16 protein-coding genes and 1 other RNA gene are annotated in these 23,445 nt (G+C 41.6%); 10 read left to right on the forward strand and 7 right to left on the reverse strand.

The window, feature by feature from the left end; genetic code table 11:
- Nucleotides 1-28: 28 nt before the first annotated feature.
- Nucleotides 29-384, forward strand: a transfer-messenger RNA (tmRNA) gene (gene ssrA, locus L2740_RS14340).
- A 166-nt stretch (nt 385-550) separates the two neighbouring features.
- Here ssrA and L2740_RS14345 read toward each other — a convergent pair.
- The 3 genes from L2740_RS14345 to nfsA all read right to left on the reverse strand — a co-directional run bounded on the left by L2740_RS14345 (nt 551) and on the right by nfsA (nt 3,604).
- Complete coding sequence (locus L2740_RS14345) at nt 551-1,879, reverse strand: sensor domain-containing diguanylate cyclase (protein ID WP_248950813.1); 1,329 nt, start codon at nt 1,877-1,879, stop codon at nt 551-553.
- A gap of 337 nt (nt 1,880-2,216) precedes the next feature.
- Nucleotides 2,217-2,558: a zinc ribbon domain-containing protein YjdM gene (locus L2740_RS14350; RefSeq protein WP_248950814.1), complete on the reverse strand. Its 342-nt coding sequence runs from the start codon at nt 2,556-2,558 to the stop codon at nt 2,217-2,219.
- Between the two features lie 323 nt (nt 2,559-2,881).
- Nucleotides 2,882-3,604 carry an oxygen-insensitive NADPH nitroreductase gene (gene nfsA, locus L2740_RS14355; protein WP_248950815.1) on the reverse strand — a complete coding sequence of 241 codons (723 nt, stop codon included), beginning with the start codon at nt 3,602-3,604 and terminating at the stop codon, nt 2,882-2,884.
- Nucleotides 3,605-3,916: 312 nt separating this feature from the next.
- Between nfsA and L2740_RS14360 the strand changes: the two genes are divergently transcribed.
- Nucleotides 3,917-4,477: a CBS domain-containing protein gene (locus L2740_RS14360; protein ID WP_248950816.1), complete on the forward strand. Its 561-nt coding sequence runs from the start codon at nt 3,917-3,919 to the stop codon at nt 4,475-4,477.
- Between the two features lie 103 nt (nt 4,478-4,580).
- Here the strand turns inward: L2740_RS14360 and L2740_RS14365 are convergent, their stop codons facing one another.
- On the reverse strand, nt 4,581-6,104 hold the full coding sequence (locus L2740_RS14365) for an EAL domain-containing protein (protein WP_248950817.1): 1,524 nt from the start codon (nt 6,102-6,104) through the stop codon (nt 4,581-4,583).
- 576 nt (nt 6,105-6,680) lie between these two features.
- Here L2740_RS14365 and L2740_RS14370 point away from each other — a divergent pair.
- The gene (locus L2740_RS14370; protein WP_248950818.1) at nt 6,681-7,685 is read left to right on the forward strand and encodes a lipid A deacylase LpxR family protein; all 1,005 of its coding nucleotides are present in this window, start codon (nt 6,681-6,683) and stop codon (nt 7,683-7,685) included.
- A 20-nt stretch (nt 7,686-7,705) separates the two neighbouring features.
- Here L2740_RS14370 and L2740_RS14375 read toward each other — a convergent pair whose 3' ends face one another.
- The 3 genes from L2740_RS14375 to bshA all read right to left on the reverse strand — a co-directional run bounded on the left by L2740_RS14375 (nt 7,706) and on the right by bshA (nt 12,142).
- A complete protein-coding gene (locus L2740_RS14375) occupies nt 7,706-8,521 on the reverse strand; it encodes a hypothetical protein (RefSeq protein WP_248950819.1) in 816 nt (271 codons plus the stop codon).
- A gap of 80 nt (nt 8,522-8,601) precedes the next feature.
- A complete protein-coding gene (locus L2740_RS14380; RefSeq protein ID WP_248950820.1) occupies nt 8,602-10,821 on the reverse strand; it encodes a cation:dicarboxylate symporter family transporter in 2,220 nt (739 codons plus the stop codon).
- Complete coding sequence (bshA, locus tag L2740_RS14385) at nt 10,814-12,142, reverse strand: N-acetyl-alpha-D-glucosaminyl L-malate synthase BshA (RefSeq protein WP_248950821.1); 1,329 nt, start codon at nt 12,140-12,142, stop codon at nt 10,814-10,816. The genes L2740_RS14380 and bshA overlap by 8 nt, the downstream gene beginning before the upstream one ends.
- A 336-nt stretch (nt 12,143-12,478) precedes the next feature.
- On the opposite strand from bshA, the gene L2740_RS14390 reads away from it, so the two are divergent.
- The 7 genes from L2740_RS14390 (at nt 12,479) to L2740_RS14420 (ending at nt 23,154) form a co-directional block, all read left to right on the forward strand.
- Nucleotides 12,479-14,635 carry an LruC domain-containing protein gene (locus L2740_RS14390; protein ID WP_248950822.1) on the forward strand — a complete coding sequence of 719 codons (2,157 nt, stop codon included), beginning with the start codon at nt 12,479-12,481 and terminating at the stop codon, nt 14,633-14,635.
- Between the two features lie 13 nt (nt 14,636-14,648).
- Entirely contained in the window at nt 14,649-15,167 is a 519-nt protein-coding gene (locus tag L2740_RS14395) for a hypothetical protein (RefSeq protein WP_248950823.1), read from the forward strand.
- A gap of 482 nt (nt 15,168-15,649) precedes the next feature.
- Complete coding sequence (locus tag L2740_RS14400) at nt 15,650-16,342, forward strand: CIA30 family protein (RefSeq protein WP_248950824.1); 693 nt, start codon at nt 15,650-15,652, stop codon at nt 16,340-16,342.
- Nucleotides 16,343-16,354: 12 nt separating this feature from the next.
- Nucleotides 16,355-17,002: an HAD family hydrolase gene (locus L2740_RS14405; RefSeq protein ID WP_248950825.1), complete on the forward strand. Its 648-nt coding sequence runs from the start codon at nt 16,355-16,357 to the stop codon at nt 17,000-17,002.
- A gap of 448 nt (nt 17,003-17,450) precedes the next feature.
- Nucleotides 17,451-18,581 (forward strand): ribosome small subunit-dependent GTPase A, encoded by a 1,131-nt coding sequence (gene rsgA, locus L2740_RS14410; protein WP_248950826.1) that lies wholly within the window; start codon nt 17,451-17,453, stop codon nt 18,579-18,581.
- A gap of 213 nt (nt 18,582-18,794) precedes the next feature.
- Nucleotides 18,795-20,534: an alkaline phosphatase family protein gene (locus L2740_RS14415; protein ID WP_248950827.1), complete on the forward strand. Its 1,740-nt coding sequence runs from the start codon at nt 18,795-18,797 to the stop codon at nt 20,532-20,534.
- A gap of 382 nt (nt 20,535-20,916) precedes the next feature.
- On the forward strand, nt 20,917-23,154 hold the full coding sequence (locus L2740_RS14420; RefSeq protein ID WP_248950828.1) for an acyl-CoA dehydrogenase: 2,238 nt from the start codon (nt 20,917-20,919) through the stop codon (nt 23,152-23,154).
- Nucleotides 23,155-23,445: the final 291 nt, after the last annotated feature.

A 23,445-nucleotide genomic window follows, 5' to 3' on the forward strand; every position in this document is an offset into this window, starting at 1 on the left:
TATCACGCGTTACAATCAAATTGTACTTGGGGGCGATTCTGGATTCGACAAGATTCTCGAAACCCTGGGAGCATGCCGAGGGGCGGTTGGCCTCGTAAAAAGCCGCACAGTTATAGTTGCAAACGACGATAACTACGCTCTAGCAGCTTAGGCTAGCTAGCCATCTTGCTCACGTTTCTCAAATGGGCAGAGTATTAAGATGGTCACCTTTACATTTGATAGCGAGGGAACCACGTTCAGGGGTGAACCGCGAAACAGTACTGGACTCGCCAATTACAATCCTGTCTTTCGGAGTGTACTTGGTTAACCAAAAGAAAGACTAAGCATGTAGCGCCTTGGATGTAGGCTTTTTGGACGCGGGTTCGAGCCCCGCCGCCTCCACCAACACTAGGTTAGCAATAACCTTCAAAGGCCGCTAAATCCCTACCAGACGGATTTAGCGGCTTTTTTGTATCTATAACTTTCTAAAATTTATTTAACACACTAAAATCATGTAGTTAAGTTATTTGGTATCATGACTTATTAGTCATTCAGATATTTCCATATGAACTTAACCAATGCAAACGCGATCTCTGCCTTCTTGTTTAGCTCGATATAATGCTTTATCCGCTAAAGTAAGCGCGACTTTAATATCTTTAGTATGTGTAAAGAAAGCAAGACCAACACTCATAGTTATTCCTATAACTGCAGTATCAAGTGTAAATTTTTCTTTCGAAATAATAATCTTCAATCGTTCACATTGAACTTTGGCATCTTCAATTTTAGTTAGAGGCATTAACAATATAAACTCTTCCCCTCCACTTCTTGATAAGACAAAGCTATCCGATATGTGCATTTTACAAAGATTAGCAAAACCAACCAAAACACTATCACCAACGTCATGACCATGGGTATCGTTAATTTTCTTAAAGAAATCAATATCAAAAATAGCAACAGATCCATTTGTAACTGAAGTATCAAGATGACTAATTCTGTGTTCAAACCCTCGTCGGTTAGACAATCCTGTCAAGTAATCAGTATAGGCATCATTTTCTAATATACGCTTCTCTCTCTCACTCCCTTCATATTTTTTACAGTACCTAATAGAAGGCAATAAAAATAATAATAAAAAACCTAGCAATGAAAGAAATAAAAATATCTTAACATACGATTCCGTATTAATTTTGGATATAGAAAACTGCCACTTTGTATTAAAAATGTTCACAACCGAGAGAAGTTCTATTTTTTCAACATCTCCCTTTGAAATGATTATCTTTTCATAATCCTCTTGTGTGTCAGGGTTATATCCTGCTATGTAATAATCTTCGATCCCGTGCTTGCTTACTACACTCTCAATAGTACTAAGAATTGTTTCTAAATAAACAACCGACGTTGACACCCCCCAAAAACCATTGCTATTTCTAATCGTTCTTCTAACAAGAAAAGCTGGCTTATTATTTTCAACCAACTTTAGTGGACCAATAATTATCACGTCATCCTTTGAAATTGCTTCCATGCTACCGCGCTTTCTATTTTCGTCAGATAACACATTATACCCAATAGCATTTTCGTTACCCGTATGAGGGTAAACATAAGAAACCACGCCATTTGGAAGTAAAAGTATTGAATCAACTTGACTATGACTTTTTAGCAGCTCTTGCGAAATCTGCTCAAACTTCTCTCGTGTTATATTATTATCACCTGATACTTTGACATACTCTTTCAATACTTCTGATGAAATTAGTGCACCATTAAAGATTAGTTCCATTGCTTTATTTAAATCAGCAACGACAAGAGATAAGCGATTATCATTTCTAATCTTGTCTACAGAGAAAACTATAATCTCAGTAATCAAGATAAGCGCAATGAAAAGTAAGAATACAAACACCTTTTTTAGCATCGATTAACTTTATTCAGAGTAAAATTGTAGACTTTGTCTACTAAAAAGTGTCATTAAAACTTAGCCAACACTCAAGAAGGCGGTCATTATACGTACAGATTGATGTTTGTCGACAAACAAAGTGTTTCTTTATGTATCAACTAACTAACAGTGCATTCCTTCTTCAACACCCACTAAAAAATATATTTTTATAAAGCTATTAAAACAATGGTAGGCAACCAAACGTTGATAGTAATTCTTACTAATACACCAACAAGTACTTTAAGAATTTACAGATACAAAAAAACCTGCACTCGGCAGGTTTCTTTATATCAGCTTATATTTCAAAGCCAGTAGATTAGCTTTGTTTTCTAACAAACTTAGACTTAAGCATCATTTGGCCATGGCCATCAACTTTACAGTCGATATCGTGGTCAGCATCAACAAAACGCTTAATAACCGCTTTCGTACCTACTTTAAGTACTAGCGAGGTACCTTTAACTTTAAGGTCTTTAATTAGCGTGACTTTGTCTTCTTCAGCTAACAAGTTACCCACTGCATCTTTTAGAATAATCGCATCTGGATCTACGATAACTTCGTTTGGATTCCATTCGTGAGCACACTCAGGACAAACTAGGTTTGTACCGTCTTCGTATACGTAGATAGACTCACACTTTGGGCATGGTGGGATAGCGCTCATGGCATTTTCTCTTTAATAAATAATATGTTGAATCATTTGCAATACTGCACATAACTTATATGAGTATTAAAAATGACTCCTGCTTCAAAGTCACATTATAATAAAAATTTTGATTATCAGCTAGGTTCAAAAAGTCGTCTTGTGAGCAAGGAACGTTTTACTATTTACGCTATTTGACTTAGCTAACAAAAAGGTTGCAGCAACCTAAGATATCTCACCGTAGTAATTATCATTTAGCTAGTTCTGTATTTAGCTCAGCGATTTTTACACTATGTCCCTACAATGACTTTTGCTAATCACGTTACAACAAGCGAAATAGAACCTCATTTAAGACTAAAGCCCTGAGCCTGAATATACTCCAGCATAAATGGTCGCGATTCTTTACTTAAGGTTGAAGTGATCTGTTCAGACCAAGAAGTGGATTTATTATTACGATTACGACTTGCATAGTAGCGACTAATTTCATTGTCATACTTAGCTAATACCGATTTATCTATACTCTGATAACTATCTTGGTGAACCACTATATCTAAGGGTAAACGTGGTTTCTGCTCAGGCACTTTTGCAGGATATCCTAGACACATACCAAATAATGGTAATACATGTTTAGGTAGTTCTAATAACTCGGTCACTTGCTGCGGATTATTACGAATACCTCCAATATACACGCCGCCCAGCCCCATAGACTCTGCCGCTAACATGGCATTTTGCCCCATCAATGCCGTATCAACTGCGCCTATTAAGGTCTGCTCGGCAAAACCTAACTGAGCTTGTGGGTGTATTTGCTGATGGCGATTAAAATCGGCACAAAACACCAAAAATTCAGCAGCTGATTCTACATAACTTTGTCCACCAGCCAATTCGGCTAAGAGTGCACGATTACTCTTATTAGTGACTCGGATAATACTGCTACATTGAATAAAACTTGAGGTAGAAGCCGCATTGGCACAGGCTAAAATTAACTGTAACTTTTCTGCTTCAATAGGCTCTACTTTAAATTGCCTAATAGAACGGTGCTGCAAAATAGTTTCTATCGTATGGTTCATCGACTGTGCTCATTATTAAATTAAAATCACAGCCTACTTTTCTGTTACTCCTGTAGCAAGTTGATCTGTAAGCTCAGCCATTCAATCGCTATTAAAACTCTCTAAAATAAAAGCTAATCTAACATATTAAAAATTCTAGGAATTAGCTCCAAGCAGATCAAATAAGCAACAAGTACAGCAAATAATTAACTAAAATTAAATGTGATTCATGTTTATTGACCACTTGCTACTACAGGAATAGGTTAATAAACATATGGAACAGAGATCACATTTGCCATCTCCGTCAGCCATAACTATTCATGGAGTAAACTGATGAGAAATCTAGAATTATTTAGCACAGCTTCAATTGATCACTTAATGTGGTCGCAAAAAGAATATTCAGCTAACCTCGACTCGCCAGCTCTTTCGATTTTTACCGACTTTGATCATAACCAGCCTATGGTTATTGACTCCTCAGCCAGTGCCGTCGACACCGCAGACATTATGGTCAAAACTCACGCCTTTATGCGTTTAGTGGTTGATAAAACAAATCGCTTTTTGGGCATTATTACTCAGTACGAACTGTCCCATAGTAAAATGATGAAGCTTGCAGCTAAGAATGCATGCAACATTAATGATTTACAGGTTACAGAGTTAATGGTGCCTAGAGACGGCTTAATGGCGCTTGATTACCACCAAGTTGCCACCGCCAACGTGAGTGATGTGGTTCGCGCCTTACAAGAAAATGGCTTGCATCATATGTTAGTGATTGATCATGACCTGCATCATATTCGAGGCTTAATTGCCGCCAACGATGTAGCACGCAAACTTAACGTACCGATTGATATTCATCAGCCACCATCGTTTTCACAAATTTTTAAGGCTACCCGTTAATAGCTCGTTTAAGTAAAACCTAGCTTACAAAAATAAAAAAGCCTCAAGATTCAAATAACCTTGAGGCTTTATCTTTCCAGCTACTGCAATCTCGTTAGAGCCGTTACTGTAAATACTGTTGTAATCCAGCCACTGGCAGCGCTTTTGAATATAACCAACCTTGATGCAAATATACACCTAGTGAATTTAAGATCTCAGCTTGCTCCGGTGTTTCAACCCCCTCGGCAATTACACTAATATTAAGCTCTTCGGCAATGGCCATATAAGATAACACCAACGACAGTCTATTGCCGGGTTCACCAAGTCGACTAACAAACTGCTGATCAATCTTAAGGTAGTCGAAATCCAAATTCTGTAGCCATAGGTTACCACCATAACCAGTACCGACATCGTCCAACTCAATTTTACAACCAAGCTGTTGGCAAACATCAATAAACTGCTTGAGTTTGTTCCAATCAGAGATCGGAATACGCTCAGTTAATTCAAAACTTAAATAGTCAACCGGATAGCCTTGTTCTGCCAGTTCGAGCAAAAATAGGTGCATTTGTCCTTGCTCAATCTCTTTAGCACTGATGTTGATACTGCACCAAGCAATAGTTTGCTGCTTTAATAAACCAGTTAACTCATTAAGTGCAGTAAGCATCACCCATCGGGTTATTTCTTGCATTACGGGTGATAATTCTAAGTCACCAATAAAATCTCCGGTATTTCGTATGCTACCATCTGTATTACGCCATCTAAGCAATACTTCTACACCAAAAACTTTATCTTCATTGGTATCAATTATGGGTTGATACGCTAAAAAGAATTCATTTCTTTTCAAAGCCATTCTAAAGTTTCTATTTAAATACAATTGTTTGGCAAGACCACTCATTAAATAGCCAAAAAATAGCGTTAACCCAGAAGCCAGCATGGAGATTAAAAAGTAATTTAACCAAAGCCAATTTTTAGCTGTTGCATCTATCGAAAAGCAATAGCGTAGATCAGTCGTTGCCGAGTAAAAACTCATTGTCTCGGCATCTGGTTCTCCGTCATCAAGTCGCAGCAATTCACTACCATTATTCAAATGAACACTTAAGCCATTAGACAGTGTCGCATAAGGCAAAATATCAGCCATGTTTTGCACCGCATCAACGCGAACAAATAATTCAAAGTTATCAGATAGACGAGCAGCGTATATTGGCCACAGAGCATTGCTGTTGTTATTGTTAGTTTGCTGATAAATGTACAGACCACGCTCTGAAGACTCACCGACCCTAATATATTTGGGCCCATAGATTTGAGTCGTCCCTATCGCCGAACATATAACTGATTCGCTAGGATATTTAACCCAAACCAAATCTTGCTCATTAGATGTCAGAATATGGTCGGTAAACACCTGAAGAACTTCAGCAGAACAGACCTTAACTTGTAGTCCTTGTAACTCGTTTTGGATCGTCTTTAAGTTGTGATTGGCTTTAGTTAAGCCCTCGACATATAGATTATCGAACTTAACCACCTTCATAGAAAAGGTCTTGAATACCGTATAGTGCACTAAATAGTATGAGGCAACGGCACAAAACAACACCGTGGCAATAATCAGCCATGGAAGATCTTTCTTTCTAGCAATATGGTCAAACTTGAGCATTAAGCAGTGCCAAATAAATAGTTTAATGTGTACCAAGTGCCACTTAAATAAGCGCTTGAAACTAGCTAATAAAGATACCTATAAAGAAGTATCTTTATATTTTCTACACGTCGCTTAGTTTCAATCCTATGAGGCGCCCTTTTGCCAGTAAATGAGATCAATATAAGCACATGTTAAACCAATGAATTTCAGTGCTAATTTGATTCAAATAATGTGAGTCAAAAATCAACCAATTCAAGGGAGCGCGAATTTACGCCTGTTTAAAATTTGGGTCAACATAAATTTGTATAAAAATGGAGCAGCAACACGATAATTTGAAAAAAAAACGCTTAGTGCGAACAGCTAAAACAGTAAGCAACACTTTGAATGATAAATAAACACAAAAAGCCAACACGCTGAAAATTAGCAATGCTCAAATTAAATGACTCGATTGAGCGTTATATAGCCAATAAAACTCACAAAACACCGCTATTTATGTTTGCGTAAACAAAGAGTTTCCCGCTATCCTGAAAGGGTTAGATCTATGCATATTTTGCCTGAAATCATAGATACACCTAACTGCAGAGGAGTCACACATTGACCTTCCTATCTTCGCGTAGCGCCCTCAAGCCAATCAGCGTTTTTGCTGCTTTGTTATGTTGCCCTACCCCGTCTTTCGCTTCTCAATGGTACTTAAGCTTCGATAATGATGTGGTCATTGGCCAAGACGGTGATTACTCCAATGGTTTTGCGCTTGGCTGGCAGCCATTGCCCCAAGCGGATTTTAGCGACGCGATATGGCTATTCAATTGGCAACGAATGCTGACCTTGCCTATTGCAACAGGTGAACAAACAAACCAATGGGGTGCAAAGGTTTATCAAAGAATGTGGACGCCCATCGCAATCGAAGCCGATCTGCCGCAACCTTATGACAGACCATATGCAGGACTACTGGAGTTAGAAAGTTTTACAGGCCACTTTAGCGATAGCTTAGCGCAAAAAAACTGGTTAAGTATCGGCGTTATCGGTCCGGCATCAGGCGCACAAGCCATGCAAGAACTGGTGCATAAAATTACTCCGTCAACATCACCTAACGGTTGGCAGTATCAAGTCGAAAATCAATTTACCGCCCAGTTTGCCTATGAAATAGATACATTACTCAAACGCTGGCAAAGCGATTCGAATCGTCAGTGGGAGATCAGCGGACATAGTTATAGCACTATCGGTAATTTCCGCTCAGAAACGAACTTAGGCATGACACTACGTTGGGGGGATAACTTAGCCTCATCATTTGGTCAGCTAAGTAATCAGCCTGGCCATTTTGGCCAATACAGTGCCAACGCTGGTAAACATGGTAGTTGGTTAGTATATGCTAGAGCTCAAGCAGGTTATCGTTTTAATGACCTCACAATTGATGGCGATTTGCCCTACCAATCTTATGTTGCCATTAACCACCTTCAAGCCCAAGCAAGCACAGGGGTAATTTGGGCATTTCCCACTTGGTCCGTCAGTTGGAGCTTTAATCTATACACAAAAGAGTATCAGTCAGATCCCGACAGCTGGCATGGCTACGGCGTGCTGAACTACAGCATGATGCTATAGCTCAACACTCGTGGTAAGCATTAAAAGCTAAAGGCCCAGCCTATTTGCGGGCCTTTTTCAATAAAGTCCATTTCATATTTCACGCCGTCAACTTCGGAATCATTACCAATTTGCAAATAACGGTAGCCAATCCACACATTATGCAATTGGCCAAACCGATATAAAGCTGACGCGTTAAAGCCAAAATCTCTGTCGTTATCTCCGTAGATCTTAGTATCAGCGCCTACAGAAACTCCCCAAGACTCGCTAAACCAATAACGATAGGTAGCTCCTACGAGCCAGTCAAATAGGTGTTCATCAGCAATCGGCACCTGAGCATTGATATTGATTAGGCCATCATCTTTAAGCGGCTTAATATTTAAATCAATTTTGCTAAATACATGCCGTACACCTGTAAACAAGCGTAAGCCCGGTGCAACTTCATATCCAGCTAGAAAGTCGTTCACCGCAAGGTGCATATCAGTTTCAATATTGTGACCGGGGGAGATAATGCCACCTGTGATAGGCCCAGTTAGCCCCTCTGTATTGCTGTCACTTTTTATTCTTAAATAATTGATGCGCAAACTGTATAGCCAATCACCTTTCTGCGCATATAACTCACCAATCACCCCAAAGTTAAGGTTATCGATAATATTTTTAAACGGTACGTCAATATCGAGCCTTTCGGTATCAGCCTGTATCGAACCCGATATATCCGGTGCCCAAACCATAGGAAATGCAATTAAGTAGTTCCAATCGTCTTGCTCATAGGTGTCAGGGCCAATGTCATATTCAGTTTGCGCATAGGTCATCGTACTCGCAAACATTGAAACTAATAGTAGGCTTAGTTTTTTCACCAACAATACTCCTTGTCTTATACCGGAAACCTACAGCAAAACTCACTGTAAACTCACCGTTAAGACTATGATTATTAATGTCATTCAACCCAATGTAACACGTCTTTTATTACCGACCAACGAGGTTGTTTCGGTTTAGCATTTTCTCCTAAAATCCAATAGTTATAGAGTTTATCCACATAGCCAGATGACTTTTGAATCGCTAACCAACTATTCAGAAATGATTGCAGTGAAACGTTATCGCGAGCAATCGCATAAGAGGCTGGAAATGATTTAATCTCTTCACGGTTATAAAGCGTGGTGTATTCTGGATATAAAATTGTCCAAGTTTTACCTGCTTCGAGGCTAATCATTAAGCCATCCCAGTTCTCGCCATCATCTTCAAAAAATAGCCGGTCAGATTCAATCGTTTCAAATGCTATATTGGGAAACTTCTCCTCTAAGTGAGGAATAATTGAGTAACGACCTACCGATGCTATACGGATTGTTTCTGCCTCACGTATTTGTTTGTCAGTTTTAAATTCATCGGCGCGATGATCTTTAACCACAAACGCATAATGCAAATCGAGCACCGGCGTGGTGAAGCCCACCTTTTCGATACGCTGGGTAGTCATCTGCAGGCCAGATATCACAATATCAAACTGGCCCTGATTGATACCCTCTAACACATTAGCAAATGTATAAGGCACAAAGGCAATTTTAAGATCCATCTCTAAAGCGAGCTTTTTCATTAACTCAACGTCAAAACCAACGAGCTCTTGTTCAGCATTAAAAAATGAAAAAGGCACTTGTATTGGGTTATAGCCAACTCTTAAAACACCACTCTGGCGAATTTGCTCAACAGTGCGAGGGCCGGTAACCGTCGCTAAGTCCTGCCAATTGTATTCAGTAACTTGGGTCGGTAGCTTTTCTGCGGCGCTCATTTGCGCCACAACTTCATCCATCTCATAATCAGTGTTTACAATCGAACTTAATAACCAACTGGCAGCTAACAAGCTAACACCAAATACCACTGGCGTGAGTGCGCTATAAACCAGTAGGCGCTTAACACTGACCTTTGCAATCCCCACCAGCATTGCGGTGCCACCAACGGCAAGAATAAAAATATTCATCGCCGCTAATAACGAGGTAAAACGGCTGGTAAACAAACTTGAGACCATATACAGCTGAAACAGATCAGACGACAGCTCAAGTGAGTCAAGTAGCATGGGAATGGTTAAATAAACACTGCCAAACAAACTGACCAAGCCATTTAGCGACATAGGCAAGTAAGTTAAAAAGTCGATGTCTTTGCCGGAAAACCACGCAGCAAACAGTACAAATACTATGGTTAGCAATTTACCCAAATTAGGGAAGCTAAACACGACTGGAATAATGATATTGGCGTAATCATCACTTTGCTTGCTGCCAAGGTTATATTTATGGAATAGCTCTTTAGTACGCTCAATCAAGATTGGAATAACAATAAAAATATTACCAGCCGCAAAAGCCGTGATCATAGCGTCCTTTGCGATACCGCTAATATCTCGGTAAGAAAATGGCGTTATTGCCGCTAAAATTGCCGGCAACACCCAATATGTCAGTAATATTGTCATCACTACATGAGCAACAAAGTATACCTGCAGCTTTTGAAACTCATCAAAATCCATGGTACCTGCAGTAGCAGCCGTCATAGCAAAAATACCAATTGGCATCAGTTTTACAATGCTTTGGGTAACCTTATTAAAAGACTCTCCTAATAGTTGCATTGGCTTCATCAGTGATTCTTTATTATCAATTGAAATCAGCGCAATACCGGTCGCGACACAAAATAAAACAATGGCTGGAATATAACTATTTGATAAAGAGAAGAATGGGTTTGAAGGAATATACACATCAAGCAAGTTAACCGAATTAGGATCTTCTAGCGCTGTAAGGCTAAAAAACTCACCCGCTTGCCAATCAGGAAAGGTGTACTTAATTAAAAACATTGTGAGTAAGCCAAAGACCCAGATCACTAGCATAAGCTTGCCAACTTTTACCCCCAGCGACTTAGCTTGCTCCATGCTCAAACTACCCAAACTGGAAATGAGCGAGACAATAATATAAGGAATAATGGTCATCTGTAGCAACTTGATAAATGCATCACCAATCACTGACATCCAGGCGAGCATTTCGCCAAAAAATAGCCCTGCTGCAATTCCGGCAGCAAAAGAAAGCAAAACCAGCGTCGACATACTCATCTTAGGTTTGGCTGCTTTATCTTGCTTAGCCGCCCCCACTATTTCATCTGATTCGACCGTATCTGTGTTATTACTCATTGAATGCCTCCTTGCTCAATGTCTCTTTATTCAATGCTATTTGTTCAGAGCCTGTTTGCTCATTGCCTGTTTGGTGAATTTCTCTTGATTCAATGTCCGCTAACTGGCAAGTTTCTTTTGGTGTCGCTACTGCATTATAAGTTGCCGCATTGTCAGTTAAAGGTGGGTTACTTTGAATCTTGTCACTGCTGATCTCGGTGCTCTCTTTGATCGCATCGCGGTAACAAGCAAGGTACTGCAAAATCTTATCTTGCGAATTAAATAGCTTTGCTGCTCGTTTGCGGCCAGCCTCGCCCATACGTTTTTGAGTTAATGGCTCCGTTAATATCTGCTCCATCGCCAAACTCATGCCAAGTGCGTCATCAGGGTCAAACATAAAGCCTGTTTCGCCCTGCGCTACCACCTCTGGTATGCCGTCAATGTTGCTACTCACAGTTGGAACACTGCAAGCCATCGCTTCAAGTAGCACCATACTGAATGATTCACGATAACTAGGTTGAATAATGCAGTCAGCATTCGGCAGGTAATGCTCAACATGGGTAACGTCTCCCATAAAAGTGACCTGTTTTAAAATGCCAAGCTTTTCACACAGCTTTTTAATCGGTTCAACCTCAGGCCCACTGCCGAGTAACACCAAACGAGCATTAACTTTTTTAAGTAATAAGTAGAATGAGCGGATCACGGTATCGCTATTTTTTAGCGCCCTGAAATTAGACGCGTGCATAACGATTTTTTCATCGTCTTTAGCCATTTTACGGCGCATTTCAATATCGGCTAACTTGGGTGAAAACACATCTAAATCAATAAAGTTATGGATAACTTCAATGGTTTTTCTCTTATCAAAATGACTATAAATATAGTTACGTTGATAGGCAGAAACAGTCGTGACTTTACTGCTTTTATGTATGCTAAATCGATTAAGCGGATATAGGGGTTTATCTTGACCAACTATTGTCACATCGGTGCCATGAATCGTCGTAATAGTAGGGAACTTATGTTCGGTAATTTCTCCGGCGAGATACGCACATAGCGAGTGCGGTATTGAGTAATGAGCATGCACAATATCAAGTTGATACTGCTCAACCACTTCAACAATTTTAGCGGTAAGAGCAAAGGTATAAAGGGGGTCTGAAAATAAGGGATAATTAATGGCTTCAACGGAATGAAAAAATAGCAGCTCAGAATCTTCAATCAATTTAAATGGTCGTACGCTTGAGATGAAGTGAACTTCATGGCCAAGCTTAGCAAGGCCCAAACCTAACTCTGTCGCCACCAACCCAGAGCCACCAATACTGGGATGACACACTATTCCTATGCGCATTTTCAACATAACCCCCTCACTATTACGACAACAGTTAAAAGAATGTTAAACCTATGAAAACTTAGCACTATTAATGAACTAAACCAAGTGAATCATTTAATAAGCGAAAACGGGGTAATTTCGCTCACAAACAATTGCTCTATTACTTGAGTTTTATCAAGCAAAACACTTTATGGCGTTAGCTAAGGAGCTGGAATTTGATTTGCAAAATGCAAATAGCTCACGATAAACACAAACACAAAAACACCTATACCGCTGATAATAAAGGATAAGACTATATGGCACAGCTTATGCTTTATCTGGATATATTAATAACGTGACAGTGAGAGATGCATTATGAAAATATCCAAAAACATTCCATTACGCTGCTCCCCTCTTCTTTTAAGCGTACTCATTTCAGCCAATGTCAGTGCATCCGATCCGTTTAGTGCCTGTCCTACTGAAGCCTTTGTGATCCAAAAACAATCCAACACGCCAAAAAGCTATGGGGTTAACTTAGCAACCGGTAGTTACGTTGTACTTTCGAGTGATATGGGAACTGGTAATGGCTATAACGGTGTAGGTTTTAACTACCACGACAACTATCTCTACGGCTGGGATTACGCCTCAGGCTCGTTAGGCCGTACCGGTGACGACTATCAAATTGTGGCTCTTACCGTTAACAAAGACGCATCAGCCGCCACTGCTGGCAACTTTTACGTCGGTGACGTCGCCATTAGCGAAAATGTCTGGTATGGCTACCGCAAAGGTAAGGGCTTATTTAAAATTCCACTCGATAACCCTGCTAGCTATAACATGACCTTAGTACCCGGCAGTAAGGACAATGCAACTTATAACATTACCGACTTAGCCTTCCACCCCACTGATGGCTACATGTACAGTATTAGTAACGGTTCCACCGGTAAACTGCTTCGCATCGATCCTGCTACAGCGGAAGCTACCAATTTAGGCACAGTGATTACCTCAACATCTGGTAACTTTATTTTCGGTGCACAGTTCTTTGACCCTGATGGTAACTTGTATGTCAGCAATAACAGCAACGGCAATATCTACAAAGTAAATGTTGATTCAGCTTCACCTAGTGCAGTGTTATTTGCCTACGGGCCTTCTTCATCAAGCAACGATGGCGCACGCTGTGCATTAGCCGAAGTAGTGGTTGGTGATACCGTTGACTTTGGTGATGCACCCGATACCTACGGCACGTTATTAGCGTCAAACGGTGCTCGCCACACCATAAGTAATAACTTGTACCTTGGTAGCAGCGTCGATAACGAGTCCGATGGTTACGCCTCCCCCTTGTCTGATGATGCTAGTGATAACGCTGATGACGAAGATGGTATCTCAATGCCAACAGGGTTTGAGCTAGGCGAAAGTGCCATCTTGTTAGTAGAGGCTACCGGTGGTGATGGTTTCCTTAATGCGTGGTTTGATTGGGATCAAAGCGGCACCTTTGAGCTAGAAGAGCAGATCATTCTAGGTGAGCGTATTGACGATGGCCAAAATATAATTGCGATTGATGTGCCAAGCTGGGCAAAACCTGGACCTACGTGGGCACGTTTTCGCTTAAGTACCCAACGTGATATCACTCCAACTGGTGGTGTAGGCGATGGTGAGGTCGAGGATTACCCTGTCACCTTAACCGAAACTGGCGTTACGATTAACTACTACCCTTCATCATCGACATTTACCACGCTGGCGTATGAGGATCTTTATCCTGATCAAGGTGACTTTGATATGAACGACGTTGTGGTGCAATTACGTATCATCGAGTATGTCAAAAACAACAAGGTCAGACGTATCGGGTTTGAAGCCCAGCTCGCCGCTATGGGCGCAGCGTATCACAACGGTTTTGCCGTTCACTTACCGGGTGTGGGTCGAGGAAAAATTAAAGAATCTTTAATTAGCTGGTCTATTGATAACATTGCTCAAACGAGTTCACCGCTAGAAACCGGACAAACCAATGCTGTTTTTGTATTTGCTCAAGATCTATCAGACTACGTCACCCTTGAACAGGGCTGTGAGTACCTGCGTACCGAAACAGGCTGTGAAACGGCATTCAGAACCACTTGGTCATTCGATATTCCATTCGATAGCCCAGTTGATGAAAGCCTAGTGCCAGCATTCCCATACGACCCGTTTATTTTCGCTACCCCTAACACCGACCATGGTTTAGCGGCTAAAAACGTTGTTGGTGCTAATCCCGGCCGTCAGTTAGAGATCCATTTAAAGAACCAAGCACCTACAGACAAGTTCTCTAGCAACTATTTTGGCGCTCGTGACGACGCCTCAAACCCAGGCGCTTCACAGTACTTCCAAGATGAAAACGGTATGGCTTGGGCAATCGAGATCCCCGTTGATTGGAAACACCCTAAAGAGAAAGAGCGTTTAGATAACGCCTATACCGAGTTTGTTGACTTCGCAGCCGATAGCACAGGTAACACTAACCCTACCTGGTATGAAAATGCCGACAACTCACTCATTTTTAATAACTAATCTGGAGCATACTATGAATATTCAAAATAACACTTTGCTTAATCGCCCAGCTAGCATGATGGTATGTTTCGCTTTTCTAATGACAGCATGTGGCGGTGGTGGCGATGACGGTGCTCCTGCAACACCAGTAGCCTCAGCACCAGCAGCGACAACACCACCACCTGCGACCACAACGCCGGATCCAGATCCAGCCCCTAATCCAACATCATTAGATGACTTAGTGGTTGATGCTGATAACAAATTGCAATCGGCGTACTCCTTAACAGTCGATGTCAATAAGGGTAACAGTAACCGCGGTTACTTCTCGCTTTGCGATGACTACCAAGCCAATGGTGGTGGTTATAAGGTTAACTTCAACTCGTGTTTATTTAGAGGGCCATTAACCGACGGTAAATTGTCTAAAGATGTGAAGGTTGCCAACCATGAGAGTCAGTTAATTGCGGTAATTTGGTTTTATGACGGTCAGGCACCGCAATATACCGAGTGGCAATATAAACAGGATGCTGAAACACAGATCCTCACAATGAACTAATGCGAGGTCAATTCGGTTAATGTACGCCGCATGACTCTAAAAATGATTAATCATGCGGCGATACAAAAACTTAGATCCTAAAAATTATAGATACAGTTAACTTTTGATAAAAAAATCAGCAGGTAGAAAATCAATTGAATCGACTAGAACGAATATTGCAAACAATATTAACAAGCTAGACTGGCAAACCAAATCAGCAATATAAGTTAGCAAAGAGAATAGCGATACCTATTTAGCAGCGGTGAACTTCTCCATTCATCGCTGCTTTTTTTGTCTGCTCACTTTTACAGCCACATTTTACTGTCGCGAAAAAATCTGAACAGTAATCCAAAGCTATATCTACCACGTATTAGTTAATTTGCGATGATATCAAGGGCTAAACTATGTGTAGGCTAAAGCTCTCTCGTTTCCAAAGCCGCGTTAATAATAAGTACAATAAATACAGACCAGTATCAATCAGTACAAATCCAAAGATACGCGCTATGATGACTCATTCACCTAACCTAGTTAAGCGGTTGTCTCATGCGTTGTTATCGGCTTTTGCCTTTGCGATTATTATCAATTTCAGTATGAGTATTTTAATTATGCCGCTAAACCATCAAGCTATCGCTCAACAATTTGCCGATAACCAGTCGCAAAGCAATACCCACTCCTTGATAATTGCAACACTAGATTGGCGCACAATCAACGATACTGTAATGGGCGGTATTTCCGCTAGCCAAGTCACTCTTTATAACAGTACCGATAACAGTGCTGATAGCAATGACAATAACAGTGCCAATAACAATGTCGCTAGGTTTTACGGTAACTTATCGCTAGAGCAAAATGGCGGTTTTGCTTCCACTCGCGCTTCAATCAGCGAGCCTTTAGCAAAAAATATCAACATGATTAGATTGCAGGTTAAAGGTGACGGCAGAGACTACCAACTAAGGCTTCGAACCGATAACCAATGGGACTCCTATGCCTACTCTGCAAGCTTTAGTACTCAAAAAGATAGCTGGATAAACATTGAGTTTAGGCCTAATGACTTTACGGCAGTTTATCGAGGGCGCCGTGTTAATGCCCCAGAACTCAACTTTGAAAATGTAAAACAACTTGGATTTTTACTTGCCGATAAGCAGGCTGGCACCTTCGAGCTATCATTTAAAGATATCAATTTCATTTTTGCAGATTAAGGACAAACTCGAGTGAGCATTACCATTAATAGTGATTTTGATTTTAGCCAGATTAAAGGGGTAATTTTTGATTTAGACGGCACCCTCGCCAACTCAAATCCCAACTTTGAGGGCTTAAGAACTGAGCTTGGCATAAAGCCTGCCACCGATATTTTGGCCTATATTGAATCCATAATCGATCCTACGCTTGCCAAACAGACTCACGCCGTGGTTTCGCGCTACGAGCTTGAAAGCTCGCACAATGCCAAATGGATTGCTGGCGCTGAGCAACTAATCAGCTTTTTTAAACAGCTGCAACTACCTCAAGCAATATTAACTCGTAATATGCCAGAAGCCGCCAGCATCACATTGGCCAATCTAGGCATCACTATCGGTGTTGATATTGATCCATTACTGACCCGCTTTGATGCCAAGGCCAAACCACACCCAGAGGGCGTAGAGTTAATTTGTAAGCAGTGGCAAGTCGAAGCGAATAGTATTCTATTTATTGGTGATTATCTGTTTGACTTACAAACTGCCAATAATGCTGGCACTAAAAGCGTACTTTATAGCCCAAATATCACCCCCGAATATGGCGCTACAGCCAATATCGTTTGCGGCTGTTATTTAGCGCTTATCGATTATTTTCAAGCGCAACTCAAACAAACATCCACGGCGTAAGCTTGCCATTTATCGCTCTGATTAATCTGCTCAACTAAACGCGCTTAAATGAGTTATCTGAACTCAATCATATAGCCAATAATATATGTGAGAATGACCACAATTCCTTACGCTTCAGTGCGGATATTGTGGTTATGTGGCTAAGTAATTGCTAAATTACTTCACACAATAAACGCACTATTTGCTGCGAACCTTAAATAAACATGGAGAACTTGATGATTGTATTAACCCCTAACTGGGCAGCTTCAGCACTTTAACGGTCGATTTTTGCTAAACATAAAAGCCGTTTAGCAGCCGCTATATTTTAAATTGAGCGACAACATATTATTCGCCTTTTAAAATCTACCACCAATAAAGCGCTTTGCCCGGTACCGCACAACAATACCGGGAACTTATCTATTTAAATTCCCCTAGAATTAATATTCAGGCGCTTTGCGCTGGGGTTTACATGACCAAATCAAATCGTTTTAACCACTTAAAATCAAACACTCTTACTAAAACAACTGTAGCTAGCAGTGTACCTGCACAGGCCAAATCAACAGCGCCATTAAGAAGCTTAAAGCAAATGGGCTGGAACGGATTTTTTCAGCAGCAGCTTATTACAGAGTCTCTAGATTATGCCTATGTTGCACGAGTAAGTGCTCACCACCGTAGTCAATATCAGCTGCTAACCGAGAGCGGTGAAACAAGCCTAGCCATCCATCAGGCTATGCCAGAAATGACGGTCGGCGACTGGGTACTTGTAGATGAGCAACATAACTTTGTATCACTACTTGAGCGCAGTGCACTCTTTAGTCGAAAGGCTGCAGGTTCAAAGGTCGAGCAACAGCTTATCGCCGCTAACCTTGACTGGGTATTTATCGTTTCATCACTAAATGATGACTTTAATGTTAACCGTATCGAGCGTTATTTAGCCCTAGTGAATGAGGCTAAAGTCACGCCAGTTATCGTGTTAACTAAAGTTGATTTATGCGATGACTTAAGCCCATTTATTGAAGCGCTACGCGAGTTAGATGCAAACCTACTGATTGAAACCGTTAACGGTTTAGATAGTGAAAGTACAACGGCTTTAAGCAGCTATTGCAGCGAAGGTAAAACAGTAGCCTTTATCGGCTCATCGGGTGTGGGTAAATCTACCTTAGTTAACGCCATGCTTGGTGACTCAAGCCAGTTAACTTCAGCTATTCGCCAAGATGACAGCAAAGGCCGCCATACTACCACCAGCCGTTCACTGCATATCACCGCCAGTGGTGGTTTGTTGCTAGATACCCCAGGTATGCGTGAATTACAACTTGCTGATTGTGAAGAGGGGCTGAACGAAACCTTCGCCGACTTAGTCGAATATGCCCAGCAATGTAAATTTATCGACTGCCAACATGAGCAAGAGCCAGGCTGTGCCGTGCAAGCAGCTATTGAAGCAGGCTTGCTAACCGAGCGTCGTCTACAAAGCTTTCAAAAGTTGATGCGTGAACAAGCGCTCAATGGAGCAAGCATTGCAGAGAAAAGAGCTAAAGGTAAAAGCTTGAGCAAAATGTATAAACGCGTTCAAGGGAATGCTCGCGCTAACAAACGCGGCTAAGCTGGATATATCATACAACTGGACTTTAAATATGAGTCATAAACGACAAGTGTTAGATAAACAGCTTAATTGAGCTTAACAATATTAAAGGGCAATCATTGCCCTTTTTTTATACCTAAAATTTAGTGCATCTCACTATTTATATAAGCAATTATTTGCTTATAGAGTAAGCTTATTAAATTGTCACCAGTAGCACAAAGATAAGGAATTCAAATGCTAACATTGCAAGACGGTGTGCGTTACACAAGCACAGCTACACGATTAAAAACACTGACTCTAGGCTTAGCTGTAATGTTAATGCCATTGACAGCTGCGGCTAGCTCAGAGCAAGAAGCACCAAAACTTATCTTACAGATCACAGTCGATCAATTGCGCGGCGATATGCTCAGTCGCTATCAACATAGATTTGCTAAAGGCGGCTTTAACTATTTACTCAATAGCGGTGTGGTCTATAAAAATGCACAGCATGCCCATGCCAACACCGAAACCATTGTCGGCCATACCACCTTATCTACCGGCGCTTACCCGGCCAACCATGGCATGGTGGGTAATGTTTGGTTTGACCGCAGTTTAGGTCACTCAGTTTATAATATTGAAGATGCGCGCTATCCCCTGTTGTCTGCCGATGGTGATGTGAACAAAAAAACAGAAATCGATCCCACCCAAAAAACCGCCAGCAGTTCCGGTCGCTCACCAATGAATATTCTCGTTTCAACCTTTAGTGATGAACTTGCGTTAACCCATAATGGCAAAGCCAAAGTGTTTGGCGTTTCAGTAAAAGACAGAGGCGCTGTCGCAATGGCGGGTCATGCTGGTAAAGCATTCTGGTTCTCTAAAAAGTCAGGGGAATTTGTTACCTCAGCGTTTTACTATCAAGACTATCCAGAATGGGTAAAACGATATAATACAGGTAAGCCCACCGCGCAATATGCTAACCAAACATGGCAGCTTGCCAAACCTCAAGCCAGTTACCTTTTTGCCAACAACGATGACCAAGAATGGGAAGTCGCTTTTCCCGGCTTTGGCCGAGTCTTTCCCCACCAATATGGTGCTAGAGATGGCAAATACTTCACGACATTTTTAACCCTGAGCCCAGCCGGTGATGAGTTAACCGCCGACTTTGCCAAGAGGCTGATTGAGAATGAGGCCATTGGCCAAGACGAGATCACCGATTATCTTTCAGTCAGCTTTTCATCTACCGATTACGTCGGCCATATCTTTGGCCCATCGAGCCTAGAAGCCGAAGATAATCTACTTCATCTTGATAACACCTTGGCCGACTTTCTAAGCTTTATCGACGACAAAGTCGGCTTAGATAACACCGTCATTGTTTTATCTGCCGATCACGGCAGCCCTGAGTCTCCAGAGTATTTGCAAGCAATGGGAATTGATGCCCAATATGTGCATCCAAAAGAGTGGCACAGCAACGCCGCCATCGAGAAAATAAAGCAGCGCTTTAAGATCAACGAAAAAGACTCGCTCATTAATAAGTTTCAAACGCCATATTTGTACTTAAACCACGACACTATCGCCAAATATCAACTTAATACCGAACAAGTACAAACAGCCGTCGCAGATGAAATAGCTAAGCTTGAAGGCGTGGCATTTAGCGCCACCAGCAGCGATATAAACCAAAGCTTATTGCCTAACACTCATGTTGCCAAATTAGTCGCTAACAACCATCATCCACAGCGCTCTGGTGACATTTATATCGTGTTTAAACCCCACTATTTCATTAATGAATTTGACGGTTTAAGTGTCGCTTCTAGCCATGGTTCACCGTGGCGTTACGATACATTTGTACCGTTAATTTTCGCTGGCAAAAATATTGAATCACAAACAGTAACTCGAGCAGTAGAAACCGTAGATATTGCTACCACGCTAGCTACAATCGCAGGAACAAAACAACCATCAGGCAGCGACGGCAAAGTGCTAAGCGAAGTCTTAGAATAACCATGCGGCAACCTCAAAATCAGTTATGTCTCATTAATAATTGAGCTCATAATTAACGCTGCTAGTCATCACTAGCAGCGTTTTTATTTGCCCTTATCGCACTCATATTGCACTCATATTGCACTAGCCTCCCCCCGCTTTATTTTTGCCTTTAAGCAAAATTGTTATGAATTTGGGTTAACTAATCCATTGAACTAAAAAATTAATTTCATTTAAGCGTACACGCGTAAGCTTATGAAATTTTTACCGTAAAAACCAAAAACTAAACAGCAGACACCTAAAAATATAAACAAGCGTTTAAATTTATCGTTTGAAAATTTGATCTATGACTCATTTTGTGACGTAATGTGAAGCATAACTTCTGGTCGGACGAGCATTAAATATGAGCATTAGAACTAAATTAAAAAAAGTATTGCCAAGCATTTCTACCACAGAGCAAGAAGCACTCGATGCCGGTGATGTGTGGTTAGAAGGTTCGATTTACCAAGGTGTACCAGACTTTGCAGCCCTACGTGATATTCCTGTTGCAACGCTATCAAGCGATGAGCAAGCCTTCCTAGATGGCCCCGTTGCCACCCTACTCGACATGGTCGATGACTTTGAGATCCAACGTAGCAAGCATCTGCCTGACAACATTCTCAACTTCTTAAAAGAACACAAATTTTTCTCATTAATCATTCCAAAATCTTTTGGTGGTCTTGAGTTCAGCCCTTATGCCAACTCAACCATCGTTGCCACAATCGCCGCTAAAAGTTCAGCAGTCGCAGTCACCGTAATGGTGCCAAACTCACTCGGCCCGGGTGAGCTACTGATGCATTACGGTACCTCTGAGCAGCAAAACTACTGGTTGCCACGTCTAGCCAATGGTCAAGAGATCCCATGTTTCGCATTAACCAGCCCAGAGGCGGGTTCAGATGCTGGCGGTATTCCAGACATTGGTACCGTTACCATGGGTGAATACCAAGGTGAGCAAGTATTAGGTTTAAGCGTAACTTGGGACAAGCGCTACATTACCCTAGCCCCTATTGCCAGCGTATTAGGTTTAGCCTTTAAAGTTGAAGATCCTAACGGTCTACTGGGCGGTAAAGAGCAGCTTGGTATTACCTGCGCCCTTATTCCAAAGTCACACCCCGGTGTGCAGCTAGGCAATCGTCATGACCCTATGGGTATTCGTTTTTATAACGGTACTACCCGCGGTGAAAACGTATTTATCCCAATGGACTTTATCATTGGCGGCCAGAAGAATATTGGCCGTGGTTGGGCCATGCTAGTGGCTTGTCTTGGCGCAGGTCGTGGTATTTCACTGCCAGCACTGGGCGTATCAGTCAGCCAAGCATCATTTAAGTCATCAGCTGAATACGCCGCAGTGCGTGAGCAGTTTGGTTTATCTATTGGTAAGTTTGAAGGTATTCAAGAAAAGCTTGCCGATATTGCCGGTAAAACTTATCTGCAAGAAGCGATGCGCGTACTGACAACCGAAGGTCTAGGTCTTGGCTTAAAGCCATCGGTAGTGACTGCAATTGCTAAATACCATATGACAGAGCTTGGCCGTGATGTACTCGACTCAGCTATGGACATTCAAGCCGGTAAAGCGATTCAGTGTGGTCCGCAAAATACTTTAGCTTCAGGTTACGTAGCGCAGCCTATTGCGATTACCGTTGAGGGCGCCAACATTCTTACCCGTAACTTGATGATTTTCGGTCAAGGTGTAATGCGTTGTCACCCATACTTACAATCTATGGTTGAGTCTATTCACTCAAACGAAAAAAGTGCCGACAAAGTCTTTAATGGCATTTTACGTAAAACGGTTGGCTACAGTGTGGGTAACAGCCTACGCGCCTTTAAACTTGGTTTGCTACCTTTTACCGCTTCAGCAGCATCAACGCTCGCCGAAGTAAAACCTTACGAGCAATCAGTACATAAACTGGCATCAAAACTTGCAGTCTATGCCGACTTCTCATTATTGGTACTTGGCGGCAAGTTAAAGCAAGCAGAGATGCTGTCAGCCCGTCTTGGTGATGTGATGAGCTACTTATATGCTGCTATGGCATCAATTCGCTACTACGAGCAAAAGCTAACTGCCGCAGAGCGAAAAGAAGCTGCGCCATACTTCCATTACGCAACCCGCTGGTCACTGTGCCAAGCTGAAAAAGCGTTACTAGACTTCTTAGATAACTTCCCATCTTCAGCGACACGTAAGTTTATGCGCTTAATCACGGTAACTTACTCAGCCAAGATGCCGAAAATCAACGATGACCTAGTACGTGAGTTAGCAGAGCAAGCGCAGCTTAATACCGAGTTTAAGCAGCATCTAACTCATCTGGTTAAGCCAACTGCTGGTGACGGTAACGACATCAACGAGCAAGCTTACCTTGCTAAAATGGAATGTTTACCGCTACTGGCTAAAGTCAAAAAAGCGATTCGCGCCAAGACATTTAAGCCAGGCGTAAGATTTGCACTCACCTTAGATGCCGCACTTGAGGCAAAAGTGATTAGCGATGCCGAGCATAAATTGCTACAAGATTATAATCTTAAGCGTGAACGCGCCATCCGCGTCGATGAGTTTGATTTTGACCTCAACCTGATCAGCGACCGAGCAGAGCTTAAAATCGCTAACTAATCGATAAGGCTACAAGTAGTCACTAAAAAGCCACCGCAAGGTGGTTTTTTTAGCTTCAAAATAAGCTAATTGGATTTTTGTTTTTGCTACCGTGAAGTCTAATGTGCATTTTAGCTTCATAGCTATCAATCGCCTCCAGCGGGGTATGTGCAGATACTGCCGTGACACGCTATGAATACATATATGGACACCTCACTTAATTCAAGCGATATTATTGAGCAACAGTGGGTAAAACTGCATACGTATATCCGGCCTGTTTATGAGAAAGTATTATTCTCTGGCCCTAATGAG

It is taken from the genome of Shewanella pneumatophori, assembly GCF_023283895.1.
Taxonomy (GTDB): domain Bacteria; phylum Pseudomonadota; class Gammaproteobacteria; order Enterobacterales; family Shewanellaceae; genus Shewanella; species Shewanella pneumatophori.

What these genes read in the sequence shown, in the direction of transcription:
- L2740_RS14345 (WP_248950813.1), bottom strand. Translation starts at nt 1,879, where the DNA reads ATGCTAAAAAAGGTGTTTGTATTCTTACTTTTCATTGCGCTTATCTTG.
- L2740_RS14350 (WP_248950814.1), bottom strand. Translation starts at nt 2,558, where the DNA reads ATGAGCGCTATCCCACCATGCCCAAAGTGTGAGTCTATCTACGTATAC.
- nfsA (WP_248950815.1), bottom strand. Translation starts at nt 3,604, where the DNA reads ATGAACCATACGATAGAAACTATTTTGCAGCACCGTTCTATTAGGCAA.
- L2740_RS14360 (WP_248950816.1), top strand. Translation starts at nt 3,917, where the DNA reads ATGAGAAATCTAGAATTATTTAGCACAGCTTCAATTGATCACTTAATG.
- L2740_RS14365 (WP_248950817.1), bottom strand. Translation starts at nt 6,104, where the DNA reads ATGCTCAAGTTTGACCATATTGCTAGAAAGAAAGATCTTCCATGGCTG.
- L2740_RS14380 (WP_248950820.1), bottom strand. Translation starts at nt 10,821, where the DNA reads ATGAGTAATAACACAGATACGGTCGAATCAGATGAAATAGTGGGGGCG.
- bshA (WP_248950821.1), bottom strand. Translation starts at nt 12,142, where the DNA reads ATGCGCATAGGAATAGTGTGTCATCCCAGTATTGGTGGCTCTGGGTTG.
- L2740_RS14390 (WP_248950822.1), top strand. Translation starts at nt 12,479, where the DNA reads ATGAAAATATCCAAAAACATTCCATTACGCTGCTCCCCTCTTCTTTTA.
- L2740_RS14395 (WP_248950823.1), top strand. Translation starts at nt 14,649, where the DNA reads ATGAATATTCAAAATAACACTTTGCTTAATCGCCCAGCTAGCATGATG.
- L2740_RS14400 (WP_248950824.1), top strand. Translation starts at nt 15,650, where the DNA reads ATGATGACTCATTCACCTAACCTAGTTAAGCGGTTGTCTCATGCGTTG.
- rsgA (WP_248950826.1), top strand. Translation starts at nt 17,451, where the DNA reads ATGACCAAATCAAATCGTTTTAACCACTTAAAATCAAACACTCTTACT.
- L2740_RS14415 (WP_248950827.1), top strand. Translation starts at nt 18,795, where the DNA reads ATGCTAACATTGCAAGACGGTGTGCGTTACACAAGCACAGCTACACGA.
- L2740_RS14420 (WP_248950828.1), top strand. Translation starts at nt 20,917, where the DNA reads ATGAGCATTAGAACTAAATTAAAAAAAGTATTGCCAAGCATTTCTACC.